The 21,705-nt window shown below is 72.3% G+C and carries 18 protein-coding genes; 7 read left to right on the forward strand and 11 right to left on the reverse strand.

Going from position 1 to position 21,705, the window contains the following annotated elements:
• Positions 1 to 136: 136 nt before the first annotated feature.
• Positions 137 to 1,078, reverse strand: a complete 942-nt coding sequence (locus ELR47_RS11655; RefSeq protein ID WP_130650049.1) for an oxidoreductase — start codon at positions 1,076 to 1,078, stop codon at positions 137 to 139.
• 103 nt (positions 1,079 to 1,181) lie between these two features.
• Here ELR47_RS11655 and ELR47_RS11660 point away from each other — a divergent pair, with 103 nt between their 5' ends.
• Positions 1,182 to 1,454, forward strand: a complete 273-nt coding sequence (locus ELR47_RS11660) for a Smr/MutS family protein (RefSeq protein ID WP_130650050.1) — start codon at positions 1,182 to 1,184, stop codon at positions 1,452 to 1,454.
• A gap of 6 nt (positions 1,455 to 1,460) precedes the next feature.
• On the opposite strand, the gene ELR47_RS11665 is transcribed toward ELR47_RS11660, so the two are convergent.
• From ELR47_RS11665 to ELR47_RS11680, 4 genes are all read right to left on the reverse strand, one after another.
• Positions 1,461 to 2,912, reverse strand: a complete 1,452-nt coding sequence (locus ELR47_RS11665; protein ID WP_130650051.1) for a sodium/glutamate symporter — start codon at positions 2,910 to 2,912, stop codon at positions 1,461 to 1,463.
• A 78-nt stretch (positions 2,913 to 2,990) separates the two neighbouring features.
• The gene (locus tag ELR47_RS11670) at positions 2,991 to 6,023 is read right to left on the reverse strand and encodes a bifunctional [glutamine synthetase] adenylyltransferase/[glutamine synthetase]-adenylyl-L-tyrosine phosphorylase (RefSeq protein ID WP_130650052.1); all 3,033 of its coding nucleotides are present in this window, start codon (positions 6,021 to 6,023) and stop codon (positions 2,991 to 2,993) included.
• A gap of 3 nt (positions 6,024 to 6,026) precedes the next feature.
• A complete protein-coding gene (locus tag ELR47_RS11675) occupies positions 6,027 to 7,373 on the reverse strand; it encodes a glutamine synthetase family protein (protein WP_130650053.1) in 1,347 nt (448 codons plus the stop codon).
• 278 nt (positions 7,374 to 7,651) lie between these two features.
• Positions 7,652 to 9,052 carry an ammonium transporter gene (locus ELR47_RS11680; RefSeq protein ID WP_205745222.1) on the reverse strand — a complete coding sequence of 467 codons (1,401 nt, stop codon included), beginning with the start codon at positions 9,050 to 9,052 and terminating at the stop codon, positions 7,652 to 7,654.
• Positions 9,053 to 9,328: 276 nt separating this feature from the next.
• Between ELR47_RS11680 and ELR47_RS11690 the strand changes: the two genes are divergently transcribed.
• A complete protein-coding gene (locus ELR47_RS11690) occupies positions 9,329 to 11,089 on the forward strand; it encodes an NAD+ synthase (protein ID WP_130650055.1) in 1,761 nt (586 codons plus the stop codon).
• Between the two features lie 73 nt (positions 11,090 to 11,162).
• Here the strand turns inward: ELR47_RS11690 and ELR47_RS11695 are convergent, their stop codons facing one another.
• Positions 11,163 to 11,720 (reverse strand): hypothetical protein, encoded by a 558-nt coding sequence (locus ELR47_RS11695; RefSeq protein ID WP_130650056.1) that lies wholly within the window; start codon positions 11,718 to 11,720, stop codon positions 11,163 to 11,165.
• A gap of 220 nt (positions 11,721 to 11,940) precedes the next feature.
• On the opposite strand from ELR47_RS11695, the gene panB reads away from it, so the two are divergent.
• Both panB and ELR47_RS11705 read left to right on the forward strand, forming a co-directional pair.
• Entirely contained in the window at positions 11,941 to 12,762 is an 822-nt protein-coding gene (gene panB / locus ELR47_RS11700) for a 3-methyl-2-oxobutanoate hydroxymethyltransferase (protein ID WP_240730357.1), read from the forward strand.
• A gap of 158 nt (positions 12,763 to 12,920) precedes the next feature.
• Positions 12,921 to 15,539, forward strand: coding sequence for a PAS domain-containing hybrid sensor histidine kinase/response regulator (locus ELR47_RS11705; RefSeq protein ID WP_165404028.1), 2,619 nt, complete (start codon positions 12,921 to 12,923; stop codon positions 15,537 to 15,539).
• On the opposite strand, the gene ELR47_RS11710 is transcribed toward ELR47_RS11705, so the two are convergent.
• Positions 15,473 to 16,375: a helical backbone metal receptor gene (locus tag ELR47_RS11710; RefSeq protein WP_188584431.1), complete on the reverse strand. Its 903-nt coding sequence runs from the start codon at positions 16,373 to 16,375 to the stop codon at positions 15,473 to 15,475. The genes ELR47_RS11705 and ELR47_RS11710 overlap by 67 nt on opposite strands.
• Positions 16,372 to 16,917, reverse strand: a complete 546-nt coding sequence (locus ELR47_RS11715; RefSeq protein ID WP_130650059.1) for a cob(I)yrinic acid a,c-diamide adenosyltransferase — start codon at positions 16,915 to 16,917, stop codon at positions 16,372 to 16,374. Before ELR47_RS11715 ends, ELR47_RS11710 begins: the two co-directional genes overlap by 4 nt.
• A 144-nt stretch (positions 16,918 to 17,061) precedes the next feature.
• Between ELR47_RS11715 and ELR47_RS11720 the strand changes: the two genes are divergently transcribed.
• The 3 genes from ELR47_RS11720 to ELR47_RS11730 are packed head-to-tail and all read left to right on the forward strand — an operon-like array spanning position 17,062 to position 19,729.
• Entirely contained in the window at positions 17,062 to 17,304 is a 243-nt protein-coding gene (locus ELR47_RS11720) for a hypothetical protein (RefSeq protein ID WP_130650060.1), read from the forward strand.
• A gap of 38 nt (positions 17,305 to 17,342) precedes the next feature.
• Positions 17,343 to 18,743, forward strand: a complete 1,401-nt coding sequence (pabB, locus tag ELR47_RS11725; RefSeq protein ID WP_130650061.1) for an aminodeoxychorismate synthase component I — start codon at positions 17,343 to 17,345, stop codon at positions 18,741 to 18,743.
• Entirely contained in the window at positions 18,740 to 19,729 is a 990-nt protein-coding gene (locus tag ELR47_RS11730; RefSeq protein WP_130650062.1) for an aminotransferase class IV, read from the forward strand. Before pabB ends, ELR47_RS11730 begins: the two co-directional genes overlap by 4 nt.
• On the opposite strand, the gene ELR47_RS11735 is transcribed toward ELR47_RS11730, so the two are convergent.
• From ELR47_RS11735 to ELR47_RS11745, 3 genes are read right to left on the reverse strand one after another with little or no spacing between them, the layout of a single operon-like run.
• Positions 19,628 to 20,398 (reverse strand): hypothetical protein, encoded by a 771-nt coding sequence (locus ELR47_RS11735; RefSeq protein ID WP_130650063.1) that lies wholly within the window; start codon positions 20,396 to 20,398, stop codon positions 19,628 to 19,630. The two genes, ELR47_RS11730 and ELR47_RS11735, sit on opposite strands and share 102 nt — an antisense overlap.
• On the reverse strand, positions 20,395 to 21,288 hold the full coding sequence (locus ELR47_RS11740; RefSeq protein WP_130650064.1) for an ATP-binding cassette domain-containing protein: 894 nt from the start codon (positions 21,286 to 21,288) through the stop codon (positions 20,395 to 20,397). The genes ELR47_RS11735 and ELR47_RS11740 overlap by 4 nt, the downstream gene beginning before the upstream one ends.
• Positions 21,285 to 21,683, reverse strand: coding sequence for a GntR family transcriptional regulator (locus ELR47_RS11745; protein ID WP_130650065.1), 399 nt, complete (start codon positions 21,681 to 21,683; stop codon positions 21,285 to 21,287). Before ELR47_RS11745 ends, ELR47_RS11740 begins: the two co-directional genes overlap by 4 nt.
• Positions 21,684 to 21,705: the final 22 nt, after the last annotated feature.

Below are 21,705 nucleotides of genomic sequence, written 5' to 3' on the forward strand. Positions count from 1 at the left end.
AGGTAGGCCCGGTGGTGCAGCGGCCAACGGGGTGTGAACGCCGCCTCAGCGCCCGGTTGCGGTTCGACGACACCGCCAACGAGGCGTCCCGCCCGTCACGCACGCCGGGCTGACGCGTTCGGCCCTCGCGTGCGGGTCAGCCCTCGAGTCGATGCGGCACCCCGGTCAGCGCCTCGGTGCGCGCGAACAGCTCCGCCGCGAGTTCCCGGTCACTGGCCGCGTCGCTGGCCGGTACCAGGGTCGGTGCGCCGCGCATGCCCAGCAGTCCCGAGGGCCCCCAGTAGGAGCCGGGCGGGACGTTGGGCGCCGTGGCCGCGTACAGCTGGGGCAGCGCCCCGTCGGCCGCGGACTGGCCGAGGACGGTGTTGAGCACACTGCTCGCCCCCCGGTTGACCAGGCCCGACAGCCCGCCCTGCAGCGCCGGACCCTTCGTCTGCAACTCGGTCCGCGCATAGCCGGGGTGGGCGTTGGCGACCGTCACCCGCGCTCCCACCGCGTCCAGCCGTCGTTGCAGCTCACGGGCGTAGAGCAGGTTGGCGAGTTTGCTCTGTCCGTAGGCCAGCCACCGCTGGTAGCGACGCCGCTCGTAGTTGAGGTCGTCGAGGTCGATGCTGCCCATCCGGTGTGCCTCGGACGACACCACGACGATCCGTGGGTCGGCGGCCCGGCGGATCGTGGGCAGCAGGTCGGCGACCAGCGCGGCGTGCCCGAGGTGGTTGACGCCGAGCTGCAGTTCGAAGCCGTCGGCGGTCCGGCGCAGCGGCGTGGCCATCAACCCGGCGTTGCAGATCACCGCCTCGATGGCGTCGTAGCGCTCGCGCAGACGCGCGGCGGCGACACGGACGCTGGCCAGGTCGGCGAGGTCGAGCGACACTTCGTCCAGGTGCGCGTCGGGCACCACGCGCCGCACGCGTTCGACGGCCGCCGCGGTCTTGCGCGCATCCCGGGTGGCGAGCACCACCGTCGCACCGGCGCGGGCCAACGCCCGGGTGTTCTCGAGCCCGAGTCCGGCGGAGGCGCCGGTGACCACCACCGTGCGTCCGCGCTGGTCGGGGACGTCCTGCTCGTTCCAGCTCACCGGTGCTCCTCGCTCGTGTCGGGCGACGTGCCGACGCTAGGTCGTTCGGGCCGCCGGCGCCGCGACCTACCCTGGTTCGACGCACGACGACCGGTTGGTTGCCATGTCCTCCCGCAAGCTCACCCTCGACCTGCACCCGGTCTACAACCGCAGTGATCGCATCGACGCCGCCCTGCGCGAAGCGATGGACGAGGCCGAGGCGATCCGGGCCAGACAGCTCGAGATCATCTACGGCAAGGGCTCCGGTGCGCTCCGCAAGCGGGTGCTGCGCTTCCTCGACCGCAAGGACGTCCGCGCGCGCTATCACCGCATCGACAAGGACCCGGGCAACTCGGGCCACCTCCACGTCCACTTCCGCTGGTCACGCGGGCAGTGACGCGGTTCAGGCCTCGGCCGGATGTGGCGCGTCGCGGTCGGGACCGAACACGCGGAGTCCCAGCACCAGCCAGAACACCATCAGCACGAAGGTTCCGATCAGCACCGGGACGGCACCGAGCTGGGCGATCAGCGGCACCGAGGCGGCGGTGAACAGCCCGCCACCGACGACCGGTTCGAACAGCAGCTGCTTGTAGCCGAACGCCTCCAGCCCACCGGAGCGGTTGGCCGGGTCGGCGATGCGCATCAGCAGCAGCCCGGTGACCGTCATGCCCATCGACTGTCCGAAGTCGCCCAGGCCGCGCTCGTAGGGATGCTGCGGCACGATGCGCGGCGCGAGTACCAGCAGCGCGCTGACGTTCCAGGCGATGCCGGCCAGCGTCAGGACCGCGAACGCACCGAGATTGCCGCCCAGCGCGTCGAGCGACAGCGTCCCGAGCGCCGCGACGATGATCAGGTCCAGCGCCGCCCCCGAGATGCGGTTGATCAGGTGGCGGTCGACGAGCCGGCCGCGACCGGTGCGGTCGAGGAACACCTGCAGCGCGACACCACCGAGCATCGCCATGGGGAACAGCGGCAGGTGCACCAGCAGTTCCAGGCCTCCCTCGCCGCCCCAGGTGTTGACCTCGACCCACTCGAGCGCCTCGAGCAACAGCCAGCCGATCGCGATCGCCAGGGCGACGAACCCGATGTGGACCGAGAGCGGGTCGGTGGTGGCGGTCTCGTCGTGCTCGCGGCGGGCGAGTTCCCCCTCGCGGTCGTCGAGATCGTCGAGGTCGTCGTCGGTGGCCTGCCGTGCAACCTCGACCGGGTTGCCGTCGGCGTCCAGGTCGATGCGACCGGTGCGCACCGCCCAGTTGATGATCACCGTGCCGATCAGCACCCCGGCGACCAACCCGATGGTGGCCAGCCCGAGCGCCAGGTCGGTGCCCTCGGCGAAGCCGAACTCCTCGAAGGTGTCCGCCAGGCCGGCCGCGGTCCCGTGACCGCCCTCGAAGCCGATCTCCAGCAGCGCACCGGCCAGGGGGGGCAGGCCGAAGACGGGCCCGAGGACGAGCAGCCCCAGCCCGATGCCGACGACGTACTGGCCCCAGGCGATCGTCTGGCCCAGCGCGACCTGCGGGCCGGCGATGCGCCAGATGGCACCGATGCTCGGAATCGTCTTGCCGATGAACAGGGCCGCGAACACGACGCTGATGAGGATCACCGGCAGCTGACCCCACACCTCGCCGACCGCCGGCGGCAACAACCCGTCGGTGAGCACCTGCGGACCGTCGAACGCCCCGACCAACCGGCCGAGCACCTGCGGTCCGGCCAGCAGCGCGAGGACGCCGCCGATCACCGAGGCCGGCAAGAACAACTCGCGCAGCACCGTCAGTCGTGCCCGCAACGTCTTCGCCACGAGCAGGAACAGCCCGATCACGAGCAGGGCGGCGAACACGTCGGTCACGGAGGTCATGGGCACGGACCCTCGCAGGGACGGCGGGTGGCAAGGGTCGCCGACCGTAGGCGCCCCACGTCGGCGCGTGCGCCGCGGTCACCAGACGTTGGTGTGCTGGCCCGCGTCGAGCCCGTAGAAGAGCCGGTCGAACACCTGGCGCACGTGACGCTGGTGCCGACGCCGCTCCTCCTCGAGGTCCTGCCAACCTCCTCGGGCATACCCCATGGACCGGGCGAGCAGCTCGAGGACCTGCGGGTTGCCCGGGACCACGTCGACGTCACGCTGACGCAGCAGATACAGCCGGTTGCGCAGCAAGGACAGGAACCGGTAGCCCTCGCGCAGCTGCTCCGCGTCCGCGTGCTCGAGCAGCCCGGCGTCCTGGGCCCCGTCGAGCACGACCATGGTCGCCGGTGAGCGCAGTTCGGTGTGCTGGTGCCCGTGACGCTGTTGGAGCAGCTGGACGGTCCACTCGACGTCGCTGATCCCACCCGGACCGAGCTTGAGGTGGCGTTCCGGATCGACACGCCGCGGAATGCGTTCCTTCTCGATGCGGGCCTTCATCCGTCGGATGCGCTGGGCGTCGCGTTCGCCGAACTCGGCCGGGAAGGCGCGCTGCCGGCCGGCGTCGACCAGGCGCTGACCGAGCGCACGGTCGCCGGCGACGACCCGGGCCTTGAGCAGCGCCTGCGCCTCCCAGGGCTCCGACCAACGGTTCCAGTAGCTCAGGTACGACGGATGGGAGCGGGACAGCGGTCCACTGCGTCCCTCGGGACGCAGATCGGCGTCGACCTCGAAGGCGGTGCCCTCGGCGGTGATGTCGGACAACGAACGCATGACGTTGCCGGCCACGGTCAGCGCCAGCTTGTTGGCGTCCTCCCGGTCGGCCCCGTCGGCGACCTCGTGCACGAACAGCACGTCGAGGTCGGAGACGTAGTTGAGCTCGAAGCCACCGAGCTTGCCCATCCCCACGATCGCGACCGAGACCGGTAGCTCGTCGGGTGAGTCCAGGCCCCGTTCCCGTGCCTGGCGACGCAGCTCGGCCCGAAGCGCGCCGGTCAGGCACGCCTCGCCGAGCGCCGTGAGCTCCTCCCCCACCCCGCCGACCGTGCTGGCACCGGCCAGGTCACGCAGGACGATCCGCAGCAGCTCCAGCCGCTTGAACCGGCGCAGTGCCGCGGTGGTGTCCTGCCAGTGCAGACGGGCCATCGCCATGCGTACCAGGTCGTCGCGGGTGCGCGGCCGGTCGCGCAGGTGCTCGTCACGCAGCCAGTCGATGCCCTGGGGTTGGCTCACCAGCAGCTCACCGACGACCCGGGACGTGCCCAGTACGCGGGCCAGCAGCTCCGAGGCGGGCGGATGGTCCCGCAGGTGCTCGAGCAGCTTGGCCGTGTCGCCCTGCGCGTCGACGAGCTCTCGGAAGCTCTGGAGTCCGGTGTCCGGGTCGGGCGTCTCCTGCAGCAGGCTCAGCATCGCCGGCAGGACGGCCCGCAGGGTGCGTGCCCGGCGACTGACCCCGGCGGTCATCGCCCGCACGTGGCGCAGCGCCGCCCTGCCGTCACGGAAACCGAGCACCTCGAGCCGCTCCTGGGCGGCCTCGTCACCCATCCGTCGCGCCTCGACCGGGACCGACACACCGGCCGCCGCGGCCGGCAGGGTCGCGTAGGTCTCCAGCAGCGGCCGGTAGAACAGCTTGGCGTGCAACTCCTTGACCCGGGTCTGGACCTGCGTCAGCTCGCGGACGAACGCCGTACGTGCCGGTTCGTCCACCCCGGCGCGGTAGCCGAGCGAGCGCGCCAGCCACTCCTGGCGTTCGGGGTCGTCGGGGATGGTGTGGGTGCGTCGCTCGTGGGCGAGCTGCAGACGGTGCTCCACCGTCCGCAGCATCCGGTAGGCGGCCGCGAACGCCTCGGCGTCCTCCTCGGCCACGTAGCCGTTGGTCTGCAGGGCCCGCAGCGTCGGCAACGTGCCCGGGTCGCGCAGGGAGCGGTCACCGCGGCCGTGCACGAGCTGCAGCAGTTGGACGGCGAACTCGATGTCGCGGATCCCGCCGGGACCGAGCTTGATCTGGCGCTCACCGTGACGGACCACCTCGGGCTTGGCCTCGATGCGCGACTTCATCTCGCGGATCTCGGCCACCACGTCGTGATCGAGGCGGTCGGGCCAGACGAACCGTTCGGCCTCGGCGAGCAGCTGCTCCCCCAGGCTCCGGTCGCCGGCGACCGGCCGGGCCTTGAGCAGCGCCTGGAACTCCCAGGTCTTCGCCCACCGTTCCCAGTAGGCGACGAAGGCGGCGACCGGTCGCGACAGCGGGCCGTTGCGGCCCTCGGGCCGCAACGTCGGATCGACCTCGTAGGCCCGTCCCATCGTGGTCGAGGCGTTGAGCACCTCCAGGCAGCGGGTGAACACCTGCCGGGCTTCCCGGCTGGCCCGTTCGGCGGCATCGTCGGCGTCGGGGTCGACCGGCTCGTGCACGAACACGACGTCGACGTCGGAGACGTAGTTCAGCTCGTGCCCACCGAGCTTGCCCATCCCGATGACGGCGAGCCGGGCGCAGGGCGTGTCGCCGGCGATCTGCCGGTGCACGGCCCGCACCGTGCCCTCGAGCACCGCCTCGGCGAGGCGCGCGAGTTCGGCCGCGACCTCCTCGACGTCGGCCAGGCCGGTGAGGTCACGGGCGGCGATGTCGGCGGTCGCACCGCGACGGATGCGGGCGACGGCGGCCGCCTGGCGTTGGCTGTCGTCCTCGGCCAGGAGTGCTCGGGCGACGCGGTCGGCGACCGTGGCGACCTCGACCGGCTCGAGGACCTGCAACGCCCGCGCCGCATCGGGGTGGCGGGCCAGCAGGTCCCCCAGCGGACGCGAGACCCCCGCGACCGCGACCAACCGCTCGAGCCAGTCGTCGTCGGGACACAGCTCCTGCCACAGGCGCGGGTGCTCGGTGGCCAGGTCGGTCAGGCAGCTCAACGCGTCCGAGGGCTCGGCTGCGCGCGACAGCGCCGCGAGCAACCGCTCGTCGGGTTCGTCGTCGACGAGCAGGTCGGCCTCGGCGAGCCGGTGGCAGGCCAGGTCGGGGTCGAGACCCGCCGCGGCGAGGCGGGCCCGGACGGAACGCGATCGTGACGCGGCCATCGTCTACAGCAGCGGCAGGTAGCGCTGGGTCTCGAACGTCGTCACGTGCGCCTGGTACTCGTCCCACTCGCGGCGCTTGTTGGCCAGGAAGAACGCGAACAGGTGTTCACCGAGGGTGTTGGCGACCAGCTCGGAGTTCTCCATGATCGACAGGGCCTCGCCGAGGCTGGCCGGGAGCCGTTCGATGCCCGAGGCGGCACGCTCGGCCGGGGTCAGCTCGAAGGCGTTGTCCTCGGACTCCTCGGGCAGCTGGTAGCCCTCCTCGATGCCCTTGAGCCCGGCGGACAGGATCAGCGCGAACGCGAGGTAGGGGTTGGTGGCCGGGTCCGGCGCCCGGTACTCGATCCGGGTCGAGGTGCCCTTGCGCGGCTTGTACATCGGGATGCGCACCAGCGAGCTGCGGTTGGAGTGGCCCCAGGTCACGAAGATCGGCGCCTCGCCGGAGGGCTGGGGGCCGTGCAACCGGGCGGTCAACCGCTTGTAGGAGTTGACCCACTGGTTGGTGACGGCCGTGATCTCGCGGGCGTGGCGCAGCAACCCGGCGGTGAACGCCCGCGCCGTGGGCGACAGGTGGTAGGGGTCACCGGCCTCGTGGAAGGCGTTGTTGTCGCCCTCGAACAACGACAGGTGCAGGTGCATCGCGTTGCCCCACTGCCCCTCGATCGGCTTGGGCATGAAGGTGGCGTAGATGCCCCGCTGCAGCGCCGTCTCCTTGACCACGAGGCGGAACGTCATGATGTTGTCGGCCATCGTCAGCGCGTCGGCGTAGCGCAGGTCGATCTCGTGCTGCGACGGCGCGACCTCGTGGTGGGAGAACTCGACCGAGATCCCCATGCGCTCGAGGGTGTTGATCGTCTGACGCCGGAAGTCCTGCTGCACGTCGAGCGGCGTCATGTCGAAGTACCCGCCGTTGTCCAACGGCTTGGGATCCTCGGCGCTGTCGAACAGGAAGAACTCCATCTCCGGGTGCACGTAGAAGGTGAACCCCATGTCGGCCGCCCGCTCGAGGGTGCGCTTGAGCACGTACCGCGGGTCGGCCGCGAACGGCTGGCCGTCGGGCGTCAGAATGTCGCAGAACATGCGCGCCACGCCCTGGGACTCGGGCCGCCAGGGCAGGATCTGGAACGTCGAGGCGTCCGGCACGACCAGCATGTCGGCCTCCTGGACGCGGGCGAAGCCCTCGATCGACGAGCCGTCGAAGCCGATGCCCTCCGAGAAGGCGTTCTCGAGTTCGGCGGCGGTGATCGCGACCGACTTGAGGAAGCCCTGCACGTCGGTGAACCACAGCCTGATGAAGCGGACGTCACGCTCCTCGACGGTGCGGAGGACGTACTCCTGCTGCTTGTCCATGGCGTTGGCTCCCAGGAGGCTGGCCGCGGGCACGCATGTCGCGGGCGGTCGGTGCACAGCGTAGTGAGTTGCGTCGTCGTGCCACGGCACGACAGCACGGTCGACGGCCGCCGCAGGCCCGGTCGCACACCGACGGACGCGCGACGACGCACGACGGAAGCCAGGCGCGGCCACGCCCCTCCCGGGCGTGACCGCGACCTGGCGCGCAGAGCGGCGCGACGGGCGAGCGGCCGCGTCCTCCCTCGGTGACGCGGCCGCTCGCGTGCTCCTCCCAGCTGTTACTCCTCGACGGGCTTGGCCACGGGCGCCGTGGCCGGCCGCGGGGAGAATCCGAACTCGCCACCGGAGCTCATCCCGGGGCCGTGCACGAGCTCCGGGTAGCCCGGGACGCCGTGCTCGTGGACGTCGAGGCCCTCGATCTCCTCTTGCTCCGACACCCGCAGGAAGTCGGCGGCCTTGAGGACGAGGAACAGCCCGCCGACGGTCACGCCGACCCAGGCGACCACGGCCACGACCCCGATCGCCTGCGTGGCGAGCAGTCCCGGTCCTCCGCCGTAGAACAGGCCGTCCTCCACGTGTGCCAGGCCGACCCACAGGGTGCCGAGGATGCCGCAGACACCGTGGACCGAACTGGCACCGACCGGGTCGTCGATCCGGATCGCGTCGATGGAGGCGACCGCGACCGCGACCAGCACGCCGGCGAACAGGCCCACGACGAGCGCCATCAGGTGCGAGACGCTGTCCGCTCCGGCCGTGATACCGACCAGGCCGGCGAGGATGCCGTTGGCGGTCATCGAGACGTCGAACTTGCCGCTGCGGAATCGGGTGAACAGTGCGGCGGCCAACCCCCCGGCGGTTCCGGCCATGGCGGTCGTCACGATCACGTGGCCGAGCGCCGGACCGTCGAGCGCGAGCACCGAACCGCCGTTGAACCCGAACCAACCGAAGAACAGCAGCATCGTGCCGAGCGCGGCCAGCGGCATGGAGTGCCCCGGGATGGCCCGCGGCCTGCCGGTCCTGGCGTCGAACTTGCCGATGCGCGGTCCGATGATCGCGGCGGCGACCAACGCCGCCGCACCGCCGGTGAGATGCACGATCGTGGAGCCGGCGAAGTCGGTGAAGCCGAGCTCGGCGAGCCAACCGCCGCCCCAGGTCCAGGCACCGACGACCGGATAGATCACGCCTGTGAGCACCATGACGACGACGAGGTAGGCACCGAACTTGATGCGCTCGGCCACCGCACCGGAGACGATGGTCGCCGCGGTCGCCGCGAACATCGCCTGGAAGGCGAAGTCGATCTCGGTGGTGATGAGCTCGCCCGCCCCGCCGGTGGCGTTGGAGAGCAGGAACCCACTCGTGCCGATGAAGCCGCCGGCGATGTCCCCGTACATGAACGCCCACCCGACCACGTAGTACGTGACCGTGCCGAGCGCGATCGTCAGCAGGTTCTTGCCGATGATGTTGGCCGCGTTCTTCTGGCGCGTCATCCCGGCCTCGAGCATCGAGAAGCCGGCGTGCATCAGGAAGACGAGCCCGGTGGCGAACGTCAGGTACAGCGTCATGGCGAAGACGTTCAGCGCCTCGAGATCGACCGTGTCCTCGATCTGTGCGAGCGCCGGAACCGCCGACATCATCAGCAACGTGGCCGTGACCACCCCCAACTTCAGCAGTCGTCTCACGTGTTCTCTCCAGATGGTCGTCGTCGTTACATCCCTGGGTGGTGCGGACGACACTGTCGTCAGCGGCTGTTGCGCGCCGTTGCGGAGATCGTTTCGAACGCGTGTCGAACCGCCCCCTGCGTGTGAAGTCTGCGTTTCGCGCCACCGGCGGCCCCGCCCGCGACCCGGGTCCGGTCCCGCCCGCCACCCGGGCGGTGTGCCCGGCCGGCCGGGCAGGCCACGACGTCTCCACGGCTAGCGTCGGCGCCTCGACACGGACCTCGAACGGAGCCGCTCGTGCCCCTGCGCCTCGCCCTCGCCCAGATCCGCTCCCAGGTCGGCGACATCGACGGCAACGTCGAGCGCGTCCTGGACGCGTGGCGGCGCGCCGCCGACCTCGGCGCCGACCTGGTGGTGTTCACCGAACTCACCACCACCGGGTATCCGCCCGAGGACCTGCTGCTCAAGCCGGAGTTCCTGCGGGCGAACCTCGACGCGGTGCGACGCCTGGCCACCGAGGGGCCACACGGCACCGTGGCCCTCGTCGGCTACGTCGGCACCGAGGAGGACGACCTCGTCGCCGACGACCCCGCCGACCACACCGGTTGGGAGGTGGCCTCGGCCGCCGGCGTCTCGCTGACCAACTCGGCGGCGGTCCTGGCCGACGGCGCCGTGGTCGCCACCTACGACAAGTTCCGCCTGCCCAACTACGGCGTCTTCGACGAGGCCCGCTACTTCACCCCCCGTGACGAGCCGCTGGTGGTGCGCGTGGCCGGGGTCCCGGTCGGGGTGACCATCTGCGAGGACCTGTGGCTCGAGCCCGGTCCGGTCGGCCGGGCCGCGCAGGCGGGCGCGAAGCTGGTGGCCAACCTCAACGCCTCGCCCTACCACCGTGGCAAGCACGCCGAACGCGAGGACTGGGCGCGTCGCCACGTGCGACGCGACGGCACCTGGCTGGCCTACGTCAACGTCGTCGGAGGACAGGACGACGTCGTCTTCGACGGTGACTCGTTCCTGCTCGGCCCCGACGGCGAGGTGACCGCCCGCGGCGCACAGTTCGCCGAGGACCTGGTGGTGGTGGACGTGCCGGTCGAGACCGCCGAGGTCACCGCCGCCTGCGACCTCGACGGTCACACCGGCGACCGTCCCGTCCTGGCCGGGCAGCAGGCCGCCGAGCGCCTCGACCCGGTCGGCGAGGTCTGGCACGCGCTGGTGCTCGCGACCCGTGACTACTGCCACCGCAACGGCTTCGAGGAGGCCATCATCGGCCTGTCGGGCGGGATCGACTCCGCGGTCGTCGCCGCCGTCGCCGCCGACGCGCTCGGCGGTGAACACGTGCTTGGCGTGGCGATGCCATCGCCCTACTCCTCGCAGCACTCGCTCGACGACGCCGAGTCCCTGGCGAAGAACTTCGGCAGCCCCTACCACGTGCTGCAGATCGAGGAGCCGATGGCCGCGGTGGGACGCGTGCTCGGTGACCTGGTGGTGACCGGGTTCGGCGAGCAACGCGGGGACGACCGCGAGGCCGGCGTCGCCTACGAGAACATCCAGGCCCGTCTGCGTGGCGTGCTGGTCATGGCGCTGTCCAACGAGCGCGGTTCGATCGTGCTGACCACCGGCAACAAGTCCGAGTACGCGGTCGGCTACGCGACCCTGTACGGCGACATGGCCGGCGGGTTCGCCCCCCTCAAGGACGTTCCGAAGCTGCTCGTGTACGAACTGGCCCGCTGGCGCAACGCGCAGGGTGACGGTGAACTCGTGCCGGTCAACACCATCGAGAAGGCACCGTCGGCCGAACTGCGGCCCGATCAGCGCGACGACGACAGCCTGCCTCCCTACGAGATCCTCGACGACATCATCGAGGGCTACGTCGAACGCGACCTCGGGCTCCGCGCGCTGGTCGAGCGCGGTCACGACGAGGCGACGGTCCGCCGGGTCGTGCAGCTCGTGGACCGCGCGGAGTACAAGCGCCGACAGGCCGCCCCCGGACCCAAGGTGACCTGCCGCGCCTTCGGTCGCGAGCGCCGCGTCCCCATGACGAATGACTGGCAGGGCTGACGCCCAGCGCGCCGTGCGTGCTCGGCTCCGCCTCCGCGCCACCGGCGAATGACTGGCAGGGCTGACGCCCCGATCAGTCGTCGAAGGCCAGCGGGCCGTCGTCGAGCTCGTCGAGATCGTCCACCTCGTGCACCCGCAGTACCTCGGCCCGTTCGAGGACGCGTCGCACCCGCACCTGCTGGCGCGAGGTGTGCACGCGCACGCCCACGCCCACGCCACCGGGCACCATCGGGGCGAACGTGCGCTCCCACGAGCTGGCCATCGTCGGCATGGACAGCAGCCCGGTGAGGACCCCGATGCTGGCACCGAAGGCCGCGCCACCACCGGCCCCGGCCGAGATCGCGAACAGCGTCGGTTCGGTGGTCACCGCGAGCAGCACGGCGCCGAACGCCGCCCCCGGCAGCAGGCCGTACAGCAGCCCGCGGGCCGCCCGTCCCCCCAGCGCCAACGAGCTGCCGAGATCGGTCTGCCGGTCCCCGTAGCGCCCGGCGGTCGTCACCTCGACCCGGCCGAGCAGCAGGATCGACCCGCCGTCGATGCCGTTGCGCGAGAGCCGCTCGATCGTACGCCGCGCGTCCTTGCCGTTGCGGTGCACGGCCAGCAGGTCGGCGACGCCCGACTCCCGCCCCATCCCGAACACTCCTCGCGGTGGACCGGTCCGGCCGGAACCGCCGGGTGCCAGACTACGTCGCCGCAGCCGGGACCATCGGCCGCGCCGGGCACGTCGACGGGCACCCACCGGCCGATGGTGGCGATCCCGACGCGAGCGGGCACACTGTCGACGTCCACCGACACGACGACCGCTGGACCCCTCGGGGCCGGCAGGATGGAGTCCGTAGGTGTCCGTTCACGTGTCCGCCGACGCCCCGACACCCCGGCGTCCCGTCAGCATCCACGACCTGCGCGCGTCCAAGCAGCGCGGCGAGAAGTTCGTGATGCTCACCGCCTACGACCACAGCGCCGCCGCCCTGCTCGACGAGCTCGGCGTGCCGGTTCTGCTCGTCGGTGACAGCCTCGGGATGGTGGTGCTCGGCTACGAGTCCACCGTCCCGGTCACGCTCGACGAGATGCTGCACCACACCCGCGCGGTGGCGCGCGGCGCCCCGAACGCCGTCGTCGTCGGGGACCTGCCGTTCGGTACCTACCAGGACGGTCCCTCCCAGGCCCTGGCGTCGGCCACGCGCCTGCTCAAGGAAGCCGGGGCCACCGCCGTGAAGCTCGAGGGCGGCGGCCCGATGATCGAGGTCACCGCCCACCTGGTGCGAGCCGGCATCCCCGTGATGGGCCACCTCGGTCTCACGCCGCAGTCGGTCCACCAGTTCGGCGGCTTCAAGGTGCAGGGACGCGACGTCGAGGCGGCGGACCAGCTGGTCGCCGACGCCGTCGGGCTGGCCGACGCCGGCGCCTTCGCGATCGTGCTCGAGTGCGTTCCCACCGAGCTCGGGGCACGGATCACCGAAGCGGTCGATGTGCCGACGATCGGCATCGGCGCCGGTCCCCACACCGATGGTCAGGTGCTCGTCTGGCACGACCTGCTCGGCCTCACGACCGGCCGGCTACCCCGCTTCGTCAAGCCGTACGCGGACCTGCGCTCGGAGATCGCGGGCGCCGTGAAGGCCTTCAGCTCCGAGGTCGCCGACGGCGAGTACCCCGGCCCCGAACACCGCTACTGACGCGAGGGGTGCCCCCACGCGCGGGCGCGGCGCCGACCAACGGTCAGGCAGCCGCGGTGCGCGCTGGCGTACGGTTCCGGCGGCGGCCCCCGCGGCCGGAACCGCACGTGGGCGGCCCCGGCTCCGTCGACCCGTCGGGGCGCCGAAGGAGAGTTGGCGTGCGGCACGGCCGGACCCCGGACGCGCGTCTGCGTCAACTGTTCCTGCGCGTCTCCACCGCGATCGCGGTGACCGACGCCGACGGGCGCCTGCGCGACGCCAATCCTGCCTTCTGCGAGATCCTCGGACGTTCCCTCGAGGAGTTGTACGACGCGGAGCTGGTCACGCTGGCCCACGACGGCGACCGCGCCGAGCTGGCCGAGCTGATCGCCCAGATCGTCACGGGCGGCAAGCCCGCCGCCAGCACCGAGCACCGCTTCGTCAACGCGGCGGGTCGCACCGTGTGGGTCCGCAGCGACCTCGTGCTGCTCGAGGACGACACCGGACGCCACCTGGCGGTGTCCACGGAGAACATCTCGCCGCAGAAGTCGGTCGAGGCCCGCCTCGAGGAGAGCGTGACGCTGTTGCGCATCGCCGGCGACATCGCCCGGGTGGGCGGGTGGGCGATCGAGGCGGACCCGGTGCGTCTGTACTGGTCGGACCAGGTCCACGACCTGGCCGGCTACCCCCGGGGGCGGACCCCACCACTGCAGGAGGCGTTCGAGCTGTACCCGCCCGCCGCGCGGGACCGGATGGGCGCGGCGGTCGAGGCGTGCCTCGCCCACGGGGTGCCCTTCGACCTCGAGGTGCCCTTCTCCTCGGCGCAGGGGGTCGGCCGTTGGGTCCGGGTCGTGGGCGAGCCGCGACGACGCCCCGACGGCACGGTGGAGCGCATCCAGGGCGCGATCCTGGACATCACCGAGCAGAAGCAGGCGCAGCTCCAGCAGGAGCTGCTCGCACGTCGCCTGTCGACCACGATGGAGAGCATCACCGACGCCCTCTACACCGTCGACACCGACTGGCGGTTCACCTACGTCAACGCCCGTGCGCAGGAGGTCCTCGAACGCGACGCCCGCGACCTGGTGGGACGCCGGTTGTGGGACGAGTTCCCGGCGGCGATCGGTTCCCCGCTCGAGACGGCGCTGCGGGCCGCTGACGAACACCGCCACACGATGTCGATCGACGAGTACCACTACGGCCCGCTCGGGCGGTGGTTCTCGGTCACGGTGTACCCGTCGGAGCAGGGCCTGGCGGTCTACTTCCAGGACGTCACCGATCAGCGTCGCAACCGGGTCGAGCTCGAGGCACGCGGGGCCCAGCTGGCCGAGCAGGCCGCCCTGCTCGACGCCGCCCAGGACGCCATCGTGGTCCGCGACCTCGACGGGCGCGTCGGGTACTGGAACCGCGGCGCCGAGCGCATCTACGGCTTCACGGCCGACGAGGCGCAGGGCCGCCCGGTGTGCGAGCTGCTCGGCCTCGACGGCGTGGTGCACGAGCGTGCACTCGAGGAGTTGCACCGCAGCGGGCACTTCTTCGACGAGCTCGTGCAGACCGCCAAGGACGGGACCGAGCTGACGGTGCAGGCCCGCTGGACGCTGCTGCGCGACGAGGAGGGTGTGCCGGTGTCGGTGCTCGGTATCGAGACCGACGTCACCGATCGCAAACGCATGGAGCAGCAGTTCCTGCGGGCGCAGCGCATGGAGAGCATCGGCCACCTCGCCGGAGGGATCGCGCACGATCTCAACAACGCGCTCGCCCCCATCCTGATGGGGGTGGCCCTGCTGTCGCAGGACGAGGACGACCCCCAGCGCCAGCATCTGCTGCAGATGATGGCGGGCAGCGCCGAGCACGGGGCGCAGATGGTCCGTCAGGTGCTGTCCTTCGCCCGGGGCGTCGACGGCCGCCGGGAGGCCGTCGCCGTCGACGACGTGCTCGAACGGGTCCGGCGAATCTGCGTCGACACCTTCCCCAAGAGCATCACCGTCACGGCCGAGGTCGCCGAGGACCTGTTGCCCGTGGTCGGTGATCCGACCCAGATCCAGCAGGTGTTGGTCAACCTGTGCGTCAACGCCCGCGACGCGATGCCCGAGGGTGGCGAGCTGACGCTGCGCGCCCACAACGGCGGCTCGGTCCCGGCAAACGGGCCGGCGGTGGTGTTGCAGGTCACCGACACCGGCAGCGGCATCCCCCCGGAGGTCGTGACCAAGATGTTCGACCCGTTCTTCTCGACCAAGCCGCAGGGCGAGGGCACCGGACTGGGTCTGTCCACCTCGGCGGTGATCGTCGACAGTCACGGTGGCGACATCGAGGTCGAGAGCGAGGAGGGCCTCGGGACGACGTTCACGATCCGGTTGCCCGCGGAAGAGGCCGACACGGCCGGCGGTGAGGCCACCACCGGGGCGGCGTTGCCCGGCTCGGGAGAGCTCGTCCTGGTCGTCGACGACGAACACGCGTTGCGGGAGGTCGGCCGTCGGGTGCTCGAGGGCTCGGGTTACCGGGCGCTGACCGCCGCCGACGGCCGCGAGGCCCTGGAGGCCTACCGGGCGCACCGCTCACGGGTCGCCGCCGTGGTGACCGACCTGATGATGCCGGTCATGGACGGCTACGCCCTGATCGGCGAGCTGCGCAAGCTCGACCGTGAGCTGCCGGTGGTCGCCAACAGCGGGCTGTCCGCGCCCGAGGCCGTCGACCGCGCCTACGCGGCCGGCGCCGATCGCTTCCTGGCCAAGCCCTACACGCCCGTGTCGCTGCTGGAGGTCCTGCGCGACCTGTTGGCCACGGCCGACGAGGCGCGCTGACGACGACGGTCGAGCTGCCGGGCGAGCCGCGCGAGGTCCCCCAGCGCGTGTGGCGTACGCGGCCCCCACCACGACAGCGCCGTGCCGTCCAGCAGCCGCGTCCGTGCCGACCAGTCGGCGAACACGGCCCGGTCCTGCTCACCGAACAGGTACGGCTCGTCGGGCAGCAGCACGACCTCGGGCGCGGCGTCGGCGACCTCCTGCAACCGCAGCCGCGGATAGCGTCCGTCGGCCGCGTCGGGCACCACGTCGAAGCCACACCGGGCGAGCAGGTCGCCGCCGAAGGTGTCGCGTCCCAAGGCCCACCAGGTCTCGTCGAGCGGTCCGCCGTCACTGGGGACCCCGTCGCGCCACACCGGGCAGAAGGCCCGCAGCCGACGCCGGGGCCGAGGCAGCTGGTCGAGTGCGCGGCGGATGGCCTGCGCACTGCCGGCACCGGCCCGTTCCACGCCCAGCGCCGCACCGAGACGGGCCAGCGCTCCCGCGGCGTCGTCGACGGTGCGCACGCGGGTCACGTACACCGCGACCCCGGCCTCGCGCAGGCGCCGGACGTCGAGTTCGCGGTTCTCCTCCTCGTTGGCGACCACGACGTCGGGCGCCAGCTCCACGATCGCCCGCACGTCGGGGTTCTTCGTCCCGCGGACCCGCCGGGCGGTCGGGAACGCCGAGGGCGGAGCGACACACCAGTCGGTCACGGCCACGACGTCGTCCGCGAGCTGCCACCACCACAACACCTCGGACAGGCTCGGCACGAGGCTGACGAAGCGGGTCGGGCGCTCGGGCACCGCCACGGTCGCGCCCAGGTCGTCGACGACGCTGCGCATGTCGCCGCTCATCGCTCGTCCCGCGACGGGACGTGCTCGCCCTCGGCCTCGCGTGCGAGCACGTAGAGGTAGTCGGCACACCGGTTGAGGTAGCGCAGCGGCGCCTGGTCCGGCAGCTGCCCGGCCCGCGCCATCGCCACGACGTGCCGCTCGGCCCGGCGGCAGACCGCACGCGCGAGGTCCAGGGCCGCGGCGGCACGGTTGCCGCCGGGGACGACGAAGGTGGTGGGCAGGGGGTGACGTGCCACGCAGGCGTCGATGCGGGCGTCGAGGGCGTCGACCATCGGGTCGTCGACCAGGCTCACCCCCGCTTCCAGCCGCTCCCAGTGCTCGACCAGCGTGGCGAGTTGGGCACCGACCACGAACAGTTCCCGCTGCACCTCGAGGACCAGCCCGTGCAGGTGGCCGTCGAGTTCCGCGCGGGCCAGGCCCAGGGCGCTGCAGGCCTCGTCCACCGTGCCGTAGGCGGTGGTGCGCAGGTCGTCCTTGTCGACGCGCCCGCCGTACAGCAGCCCCGTGGTGCCGTCGTCGCCGCGCTTGGTGTAGACCTTCACGATGAGGGCAGCTCCTGTGGTGGTGTCGCCCGGAGCGTAGTGAGGCCCGTCCGTGCACTCCGGGCGCCGGACGGCCGTCCTGGCGTTGTCGTGTCGGTGAGCGGACCGGTAGGTTCCGCCTCCCCGCCGCTGGGAGACGTCGAGGTGCCCACCCAACGTTCGCCGCGTCGCGACTTCCGGATCCTGACCCGGCGCCGTGGCGGCTACGACGGCGGCGAGATGTACGACGTGCAGCTGCAGGTCGCCGGCACGGGCGCCCTGGTGTGGGCGCAGACCTTCTCCGACGAACGGCAGGCCGACGAGTTCCAGCGGCAGCTCGAGGAGGACCTCGACACCCTCGACGACCCCAGCTTCCGGCGCAAGTACGGCGTGCCCTCCAGCGCGTGAGCCGCTTCGCGGTGAGACCACGGGCGGGCGTGGTACGCATGGCGGTGCCCGACGCGCCGCGCACCGCGACCGGGGCGGTCGACCTCGACGCACTCGTGCGCGCGTGCGGCCCGGCCGACCTGCTCGAGTCGGCCGACGGAACCGGCTGGTCGTACGTCGTCCCGCACACGGGTGTGGGCCTGGTCGACGACGGCACCCGGACCCGCTGGCACGACGCGGTCGACGGCGGGCCGGACGAGGACCTGGGCACGGATCCGTTCACGGCGATCGACCGCGTGTGCGACCGGCTCGGGGTCCGGCCCGACGCCGTCGACGTCGATCACGACGCCGGCCCCGCCTTCACCGGCGGCCTGGTCGGCGCCCTGGCTTACGACCTCGGCCACCGCGTGGAGCACCTGCCCCGCCGGCTGGCCGACGACCGTGGCCTGCCGCACCTGTGGCTGCAGTTGGCCGACCTCGTCGTCGCCGTCGCGCCGGCGCGCGACCGGGTGCTGGTGGTCGGGCGTGAGCTCACCGGGCGCGGCGACCTCGCGCGTCGTGCCGAGGCGCTCGGCCACCGGCTGCGTGCCGCCCCCCCGGCGACGTCCGTGCCGGTGCGCTCCGACGACGCCCCGCTGACCAGCAGCCTGGACCGCCGGGCGCACCTCGCCGCGGTGCGGGCCGTCCTGGACCACGTGGCGGCCGGCGACGTCTTCCAGGTCAACCTGACCCAGCGGCTCACCAGCCGGTGGGAGGCCGACCTCGGCGCGCTGTACCGGGCCCTGCGCGAGCGCTCACCGGCGCCCTTCGGCGCGGCCCTGCCGGCGGTCGGCCTGGCCTCGGTCTCACCCGAGACCTTCCTGCGCGTCGACGGCCGCTCGGTCGCGACCCGGCCGATCAAGGGCACCCGTCCCCGCCACCGCGATCCGGAGCTCGACGCGGCGCTCGCCGACGACCTGGCCACCTCGGTCAAGGACCGGGCCGAGAACGTGATGGTCGTCGACCTCGAGCGCAACGATCTCGGCCGCGTCTGCGTCCCCGGCAGCGTGCGGGTCCCGGAACTGGCCACCGTCGAGGCCCACCCCACCGTGTGGCACCTGGTCTCCACCGTGAGCGCGACGCTGCGCGACGACGTCGGCTACGGCGAACTGCTGCGCGCGACCTTTCCCTGCGGCTCGATCACGGGGGCACCGAAGATCGCGGCCATGCGCATCATCGAGCGCCTCGAGACGGCGCGCCGCGGCTGGTACTGCGGCGCGGTCGGGTTCCTCTCGCCGGGGGCGGCACGGTTGTCGGTCGCGATCCGGACCGCCACCCTGCACGCCGACGGGACGGTCGACTACGGCGCCGGCGGCGGCATCGTCGCCGACTCCGACCCCGCCGACGAGCGGCACGAGAGCTTCGACAAGGCGGCGGCCTTCCTGCGTGCCGTCCGGGCCCGACGACCGGAGCAACGATGAGCGAGCCGACGACGACCCGGCCACTGTCGGTGTGGATCGACGGGGCACAGGTGCCCGCCGATCGCGCCACCGTGTCGGTCTTCGACCGGGGGTTCCGCAACGGCGAGGGCGTGTTCGAGACCTTCCGTGCCTACGGCGACCACGTGTTCCGCCTGGACCAGCATCTCGCGCGTGCGGTCGCGGGCGCGACCGAGCTCGGGTTCGATCCCGGGCCGACGGCGGTCCTGCGCGCGGCGGTGGCCGACACCGCCCGCGCGAACCTCACGGCGCTGGACGGGCAGGACAGTGCGCTGCGCCTGACGGTGTCGGCCGGGTCCATCGACCCCGACGCGCCCTTCCCCGGCCGACCCGTCGGCGTCCCGACGGTGGTCGTGACCTCCCACCGGCTGGCGCACGACCCGCAGCGCACGGAGGTCGGGGTGTCCGCGTCGAGCGTCGCGCTGGCACGGGAGCTCCCGCACGTGAAGGCCGTGTCGTACCTGGTGGCCGTCACCGCGCGACGACGGGCACGCGCACAGGGCTGCGACGAGGCCCTGCTGACCAGCCCCTCCGGCGAGGTCCTCGAGGGGGCGAGCTCGAACCTGTTCGCGGTCGTGGACGGGCAGCTCGTGACGCCGCCGACCGAGGCCGGCCTGCTGGCGGGCGTGACCCGCGCGGTCGTGCTCGAGGTCGCCGCCCGGCTCGGTCTGCCGGTCGCCGCACGGCCCCTTCCCGTCGAGGAGCTGGCCGGCGCCGAGGAGGCCTTCCTGACCGCGACGACCCGCGAGGTCGTGCCGCTGGTCCGGGTCGACGGTGCCGCGGTCGGCACCGGCCGACCGGGCCCGGTCACCGGACGCATCGTGGCCGGGTTCCGGGCGCTGGTCGAGGAGGAGCGGCGCGCCGGATCAGGACTTCGGCGTCCGGATCGGCAGGTCGCGCACGACGAGCCAGGTGAGGGCGACCAGCACCGCGGCGGCCACGAGTCCGGCGGCGGCGACGACCGGTGATCCCACCGCGGGCGCCGACCCGCCGGCCAGGTCCTGGAAGAACGGCAGCGCGTTCAACCCGGTGTCGCGGGTCCCCGCCGCCCACTCGATGCCGATGACCGCCCCGACGGCCGGTACCAGTGCCAGCGCGCCGTGGCCGCCACCCCGGTAGAAGGCCGCGCCGAGCAGACCGCCGGCCGCGTGCCAGACGGCGAACAGCACCAGGTACTGCCCCAGCAGCCGGGGGTGGTCGGTCGCGGCGGTGACGAAGGTGGTGGGCTCGACGCCCTGCTCCCATCCGGCGAGCGCGTACACCAGCGTCTCCAGCGCGTATCCCGCCGTGATCAGCACGCCGGCGAGGACCACGTAGACGACCCCGAACCCGGCCAGCTGCACCGCGGTCTCGCGGCGGGTGCGACCGTGCGCGACGTACAGCGGCAGGTAGACGGCGGTGAGGTAGACGCCGATGGCGCCGACGAACCAGCGGGCGATCTGCGTCCCGACCTGCCAGCCGCTGGTGGTGATGTCGACACGGACGGAGACGACCAGCGTCAGCACCGTCACCGAGACCCAGAAGAGCCCGGCGAGCCAGACCAGGCCCATCCCGTCGTTGGCGAGACGGTGCCGCAGGATGGCCGTGTCGCGGCCGCTGCCGGTCGCGGCGGTCGGGCGTTCGACGGTGGTGTTCATCGCGTCTCCTTCGTGGCCTCGGTCAGGTGCACGAACAGGTCCTGCAACGGCACGGGGCCGATCTCGAGTCCGGCGGCGACGGCCGCGGCACGTTGCTCGGTGCTCACCGTGCCGAAGACGGTGACGGCCTTGGTCGGTCCGAGTCGGCGCTCGTCGAGCACCCGGTGGCTGGCGACGAAGGCGTCGACCCGTTCGGCGGGACCGGTCACCGTCGCCCCCTGTTCGCGCAGGTCGTCGGTGGTCGCCTGCAGCAGCAGGCGTCCCCGATCGATCACCAGCACCTCCTCGAGCAGGGGCGCCACTTCCTCGATGTGGTGGGTGGAGAGCACGAAGGTGCGACCGGTCTCGGCGAAGTCCTCGAGCAGCGCGTGGTGGAAGGCGTACCGCGACGGGGCGTCCATGCCGAGGTAGGACTCGTCGAAGAGCGTGACCGGTGCCCGGCTCGCGAGCCCCAGGGTGATGCCGAGGGCCGCGCGTCGGCCCTTGGACAGCTCCCCGACGCGTGCCTGCGGATCGACGTCGAAGCGGTCGAGGAGTCGCTCGGCGTAGGGCTGGTCCCACCCCGGACGGGTGATCGCGGCGAACCCGAGGGCGTGGACGACGCGGTCGTCGGGCCAGTCGTTGACGACCGTGTCGCCGTGGCCGCGGATGAAGCAGATGCGGTGGACCGCCTCGGCGCGCTCGAACACGGGGACGCCGTCCAGCGTCACCCGCCCCGCGTCCGGACGCCGGAAGGCGCCCAGGACCGACAGCAACGTGGTCTTGCCCGAACCGTTGCGGCCCAGCAGGCCGTGGATGCGGCCGGGCTCGAGCCGGAAGCTCAGCCCGTCGACGGCGACGGTGTCCCCGAAGCGGACGGTGAGGTCCTCGACCTCGATCAGGCCGTTCATGCGTCCTCCTCCTGGCGGTCGTCGGCCGCGCCGGAAAGGCGCGCCGCGACGTCGTTGACCCGGGCCACGACGAGATCGACGTCGATCCCCAGCGCGACCGCCCGGGCGATCACCGGCTCGAGGTCCTCGTCGAGGAAGCGCTCGCGGTGATGCGCCCGCAACCGTTCGGGCGCGTCGGGACGGACGAACATGCCGACGCCACGGCGCTTGTAGAGCACGCCCTCGTCGACCAGTTGCTGGAACGCCTTGGCCGCCGTCGCGGGATTGATCCGGTAGTGCGCCGCGTACTGTGTCGTGGACATCACCTGGGCGTCGGGGCCGAGCGCACCGCTGAGCACGTCGTCACGGATCCGGCCGGCGATCTGCCGGTAGATCGGCGTGCCGTCGTCGAACACCGCAGCGCGCTCCCGCGTCCCT

This window comes from Egicoccus halophilus (assembly GCF_004300825.1).
Lineage (GTDB): Bacteria > Actinomycetota > Nitriliruptoria > Nitriliruptorales > Nitriliruptoraceae > Egicoccus > Egicoccus halophilus.

What these genes read in the sequence shown, in the direction of transcription:
- ELR47_RS11710 (WP_188584431.1), bottom strand. Translation starts at nt 16,375, where the DNA reads ATGAGCGGCGACATGCGCAGCGTCGTCGACGACCTGGGCGCGACCGTG.
- ELR47_RS11695 (WP_130650056.1), bottom strand. Translation starts at nt 11,720, where the DNA reads ATGGGGCGGGAGTCGGGCGTCGCCGACCTGCTGGCCGTGCACCGCAAC.
- ELR47_RS11675 (WP_130650053.1), bottom strand. Translation starts at nt 7,373, where the DNA reads ATGGACAAGCAGCAGGAGTACGTCCTCCGCACCGTCGAGGAGCGTGAC.
- ELR47_RS11665 (WP_130650051.1), bottom strand. Translation starts at nt 2,912, where the DNA reads ATGACCTCCGTGACCGACGTGTTCGCCGCCCTGCTCGTGATCGGGCTG.
- ELR47_RS11735 (WP_130650063.1), bottom strand. Translation starts at nt 20,398, where the DNA reads ATGAACACCACCGTCGAACGCCCGACCGCCGCGACCGGCAGCGGCCGC.
- ELR47_RS11730 (WP_130650062.1), top strand. Translation starts at nt 18,740, where the DNA reads ATGAGCGAGCCGACGACGACCCGGCCACTGTCGGTGTGGATCGACGGG.
- ELR47_RS11740 (WP_130650064.1), bottom strand. Translation starts at nt 21,288, where the DNA reads ATGAACGGCCTGATCGAGGTCGAGGACCTCACCGTCCGCTTCGGGGAC.
- ELR47_RS11660 (WP_130650050.1), top strand. Translation starts at nt 1,182, where the DNA reads ATGTCCTCCCGCAAGCTCACCCTCGACCTGCACCCGGTCTACAACCGC.
- ELR47_RS11670 (WP_130650052.1), bottom strand. Translation starts at nt 6,023, where the DNA reads ATGGCCGCGTCACGATCGCGTTCCGTCCGGGCCCGCCTCGCCGCGGCG.
- pabB (WP_130650061.1), top strand. Translation starts at nt 17,343, where the DNA reads ATGGCGGTGCCCGACGCGCCGCGCACCGCGACCGGGGCGGTCGACCTC.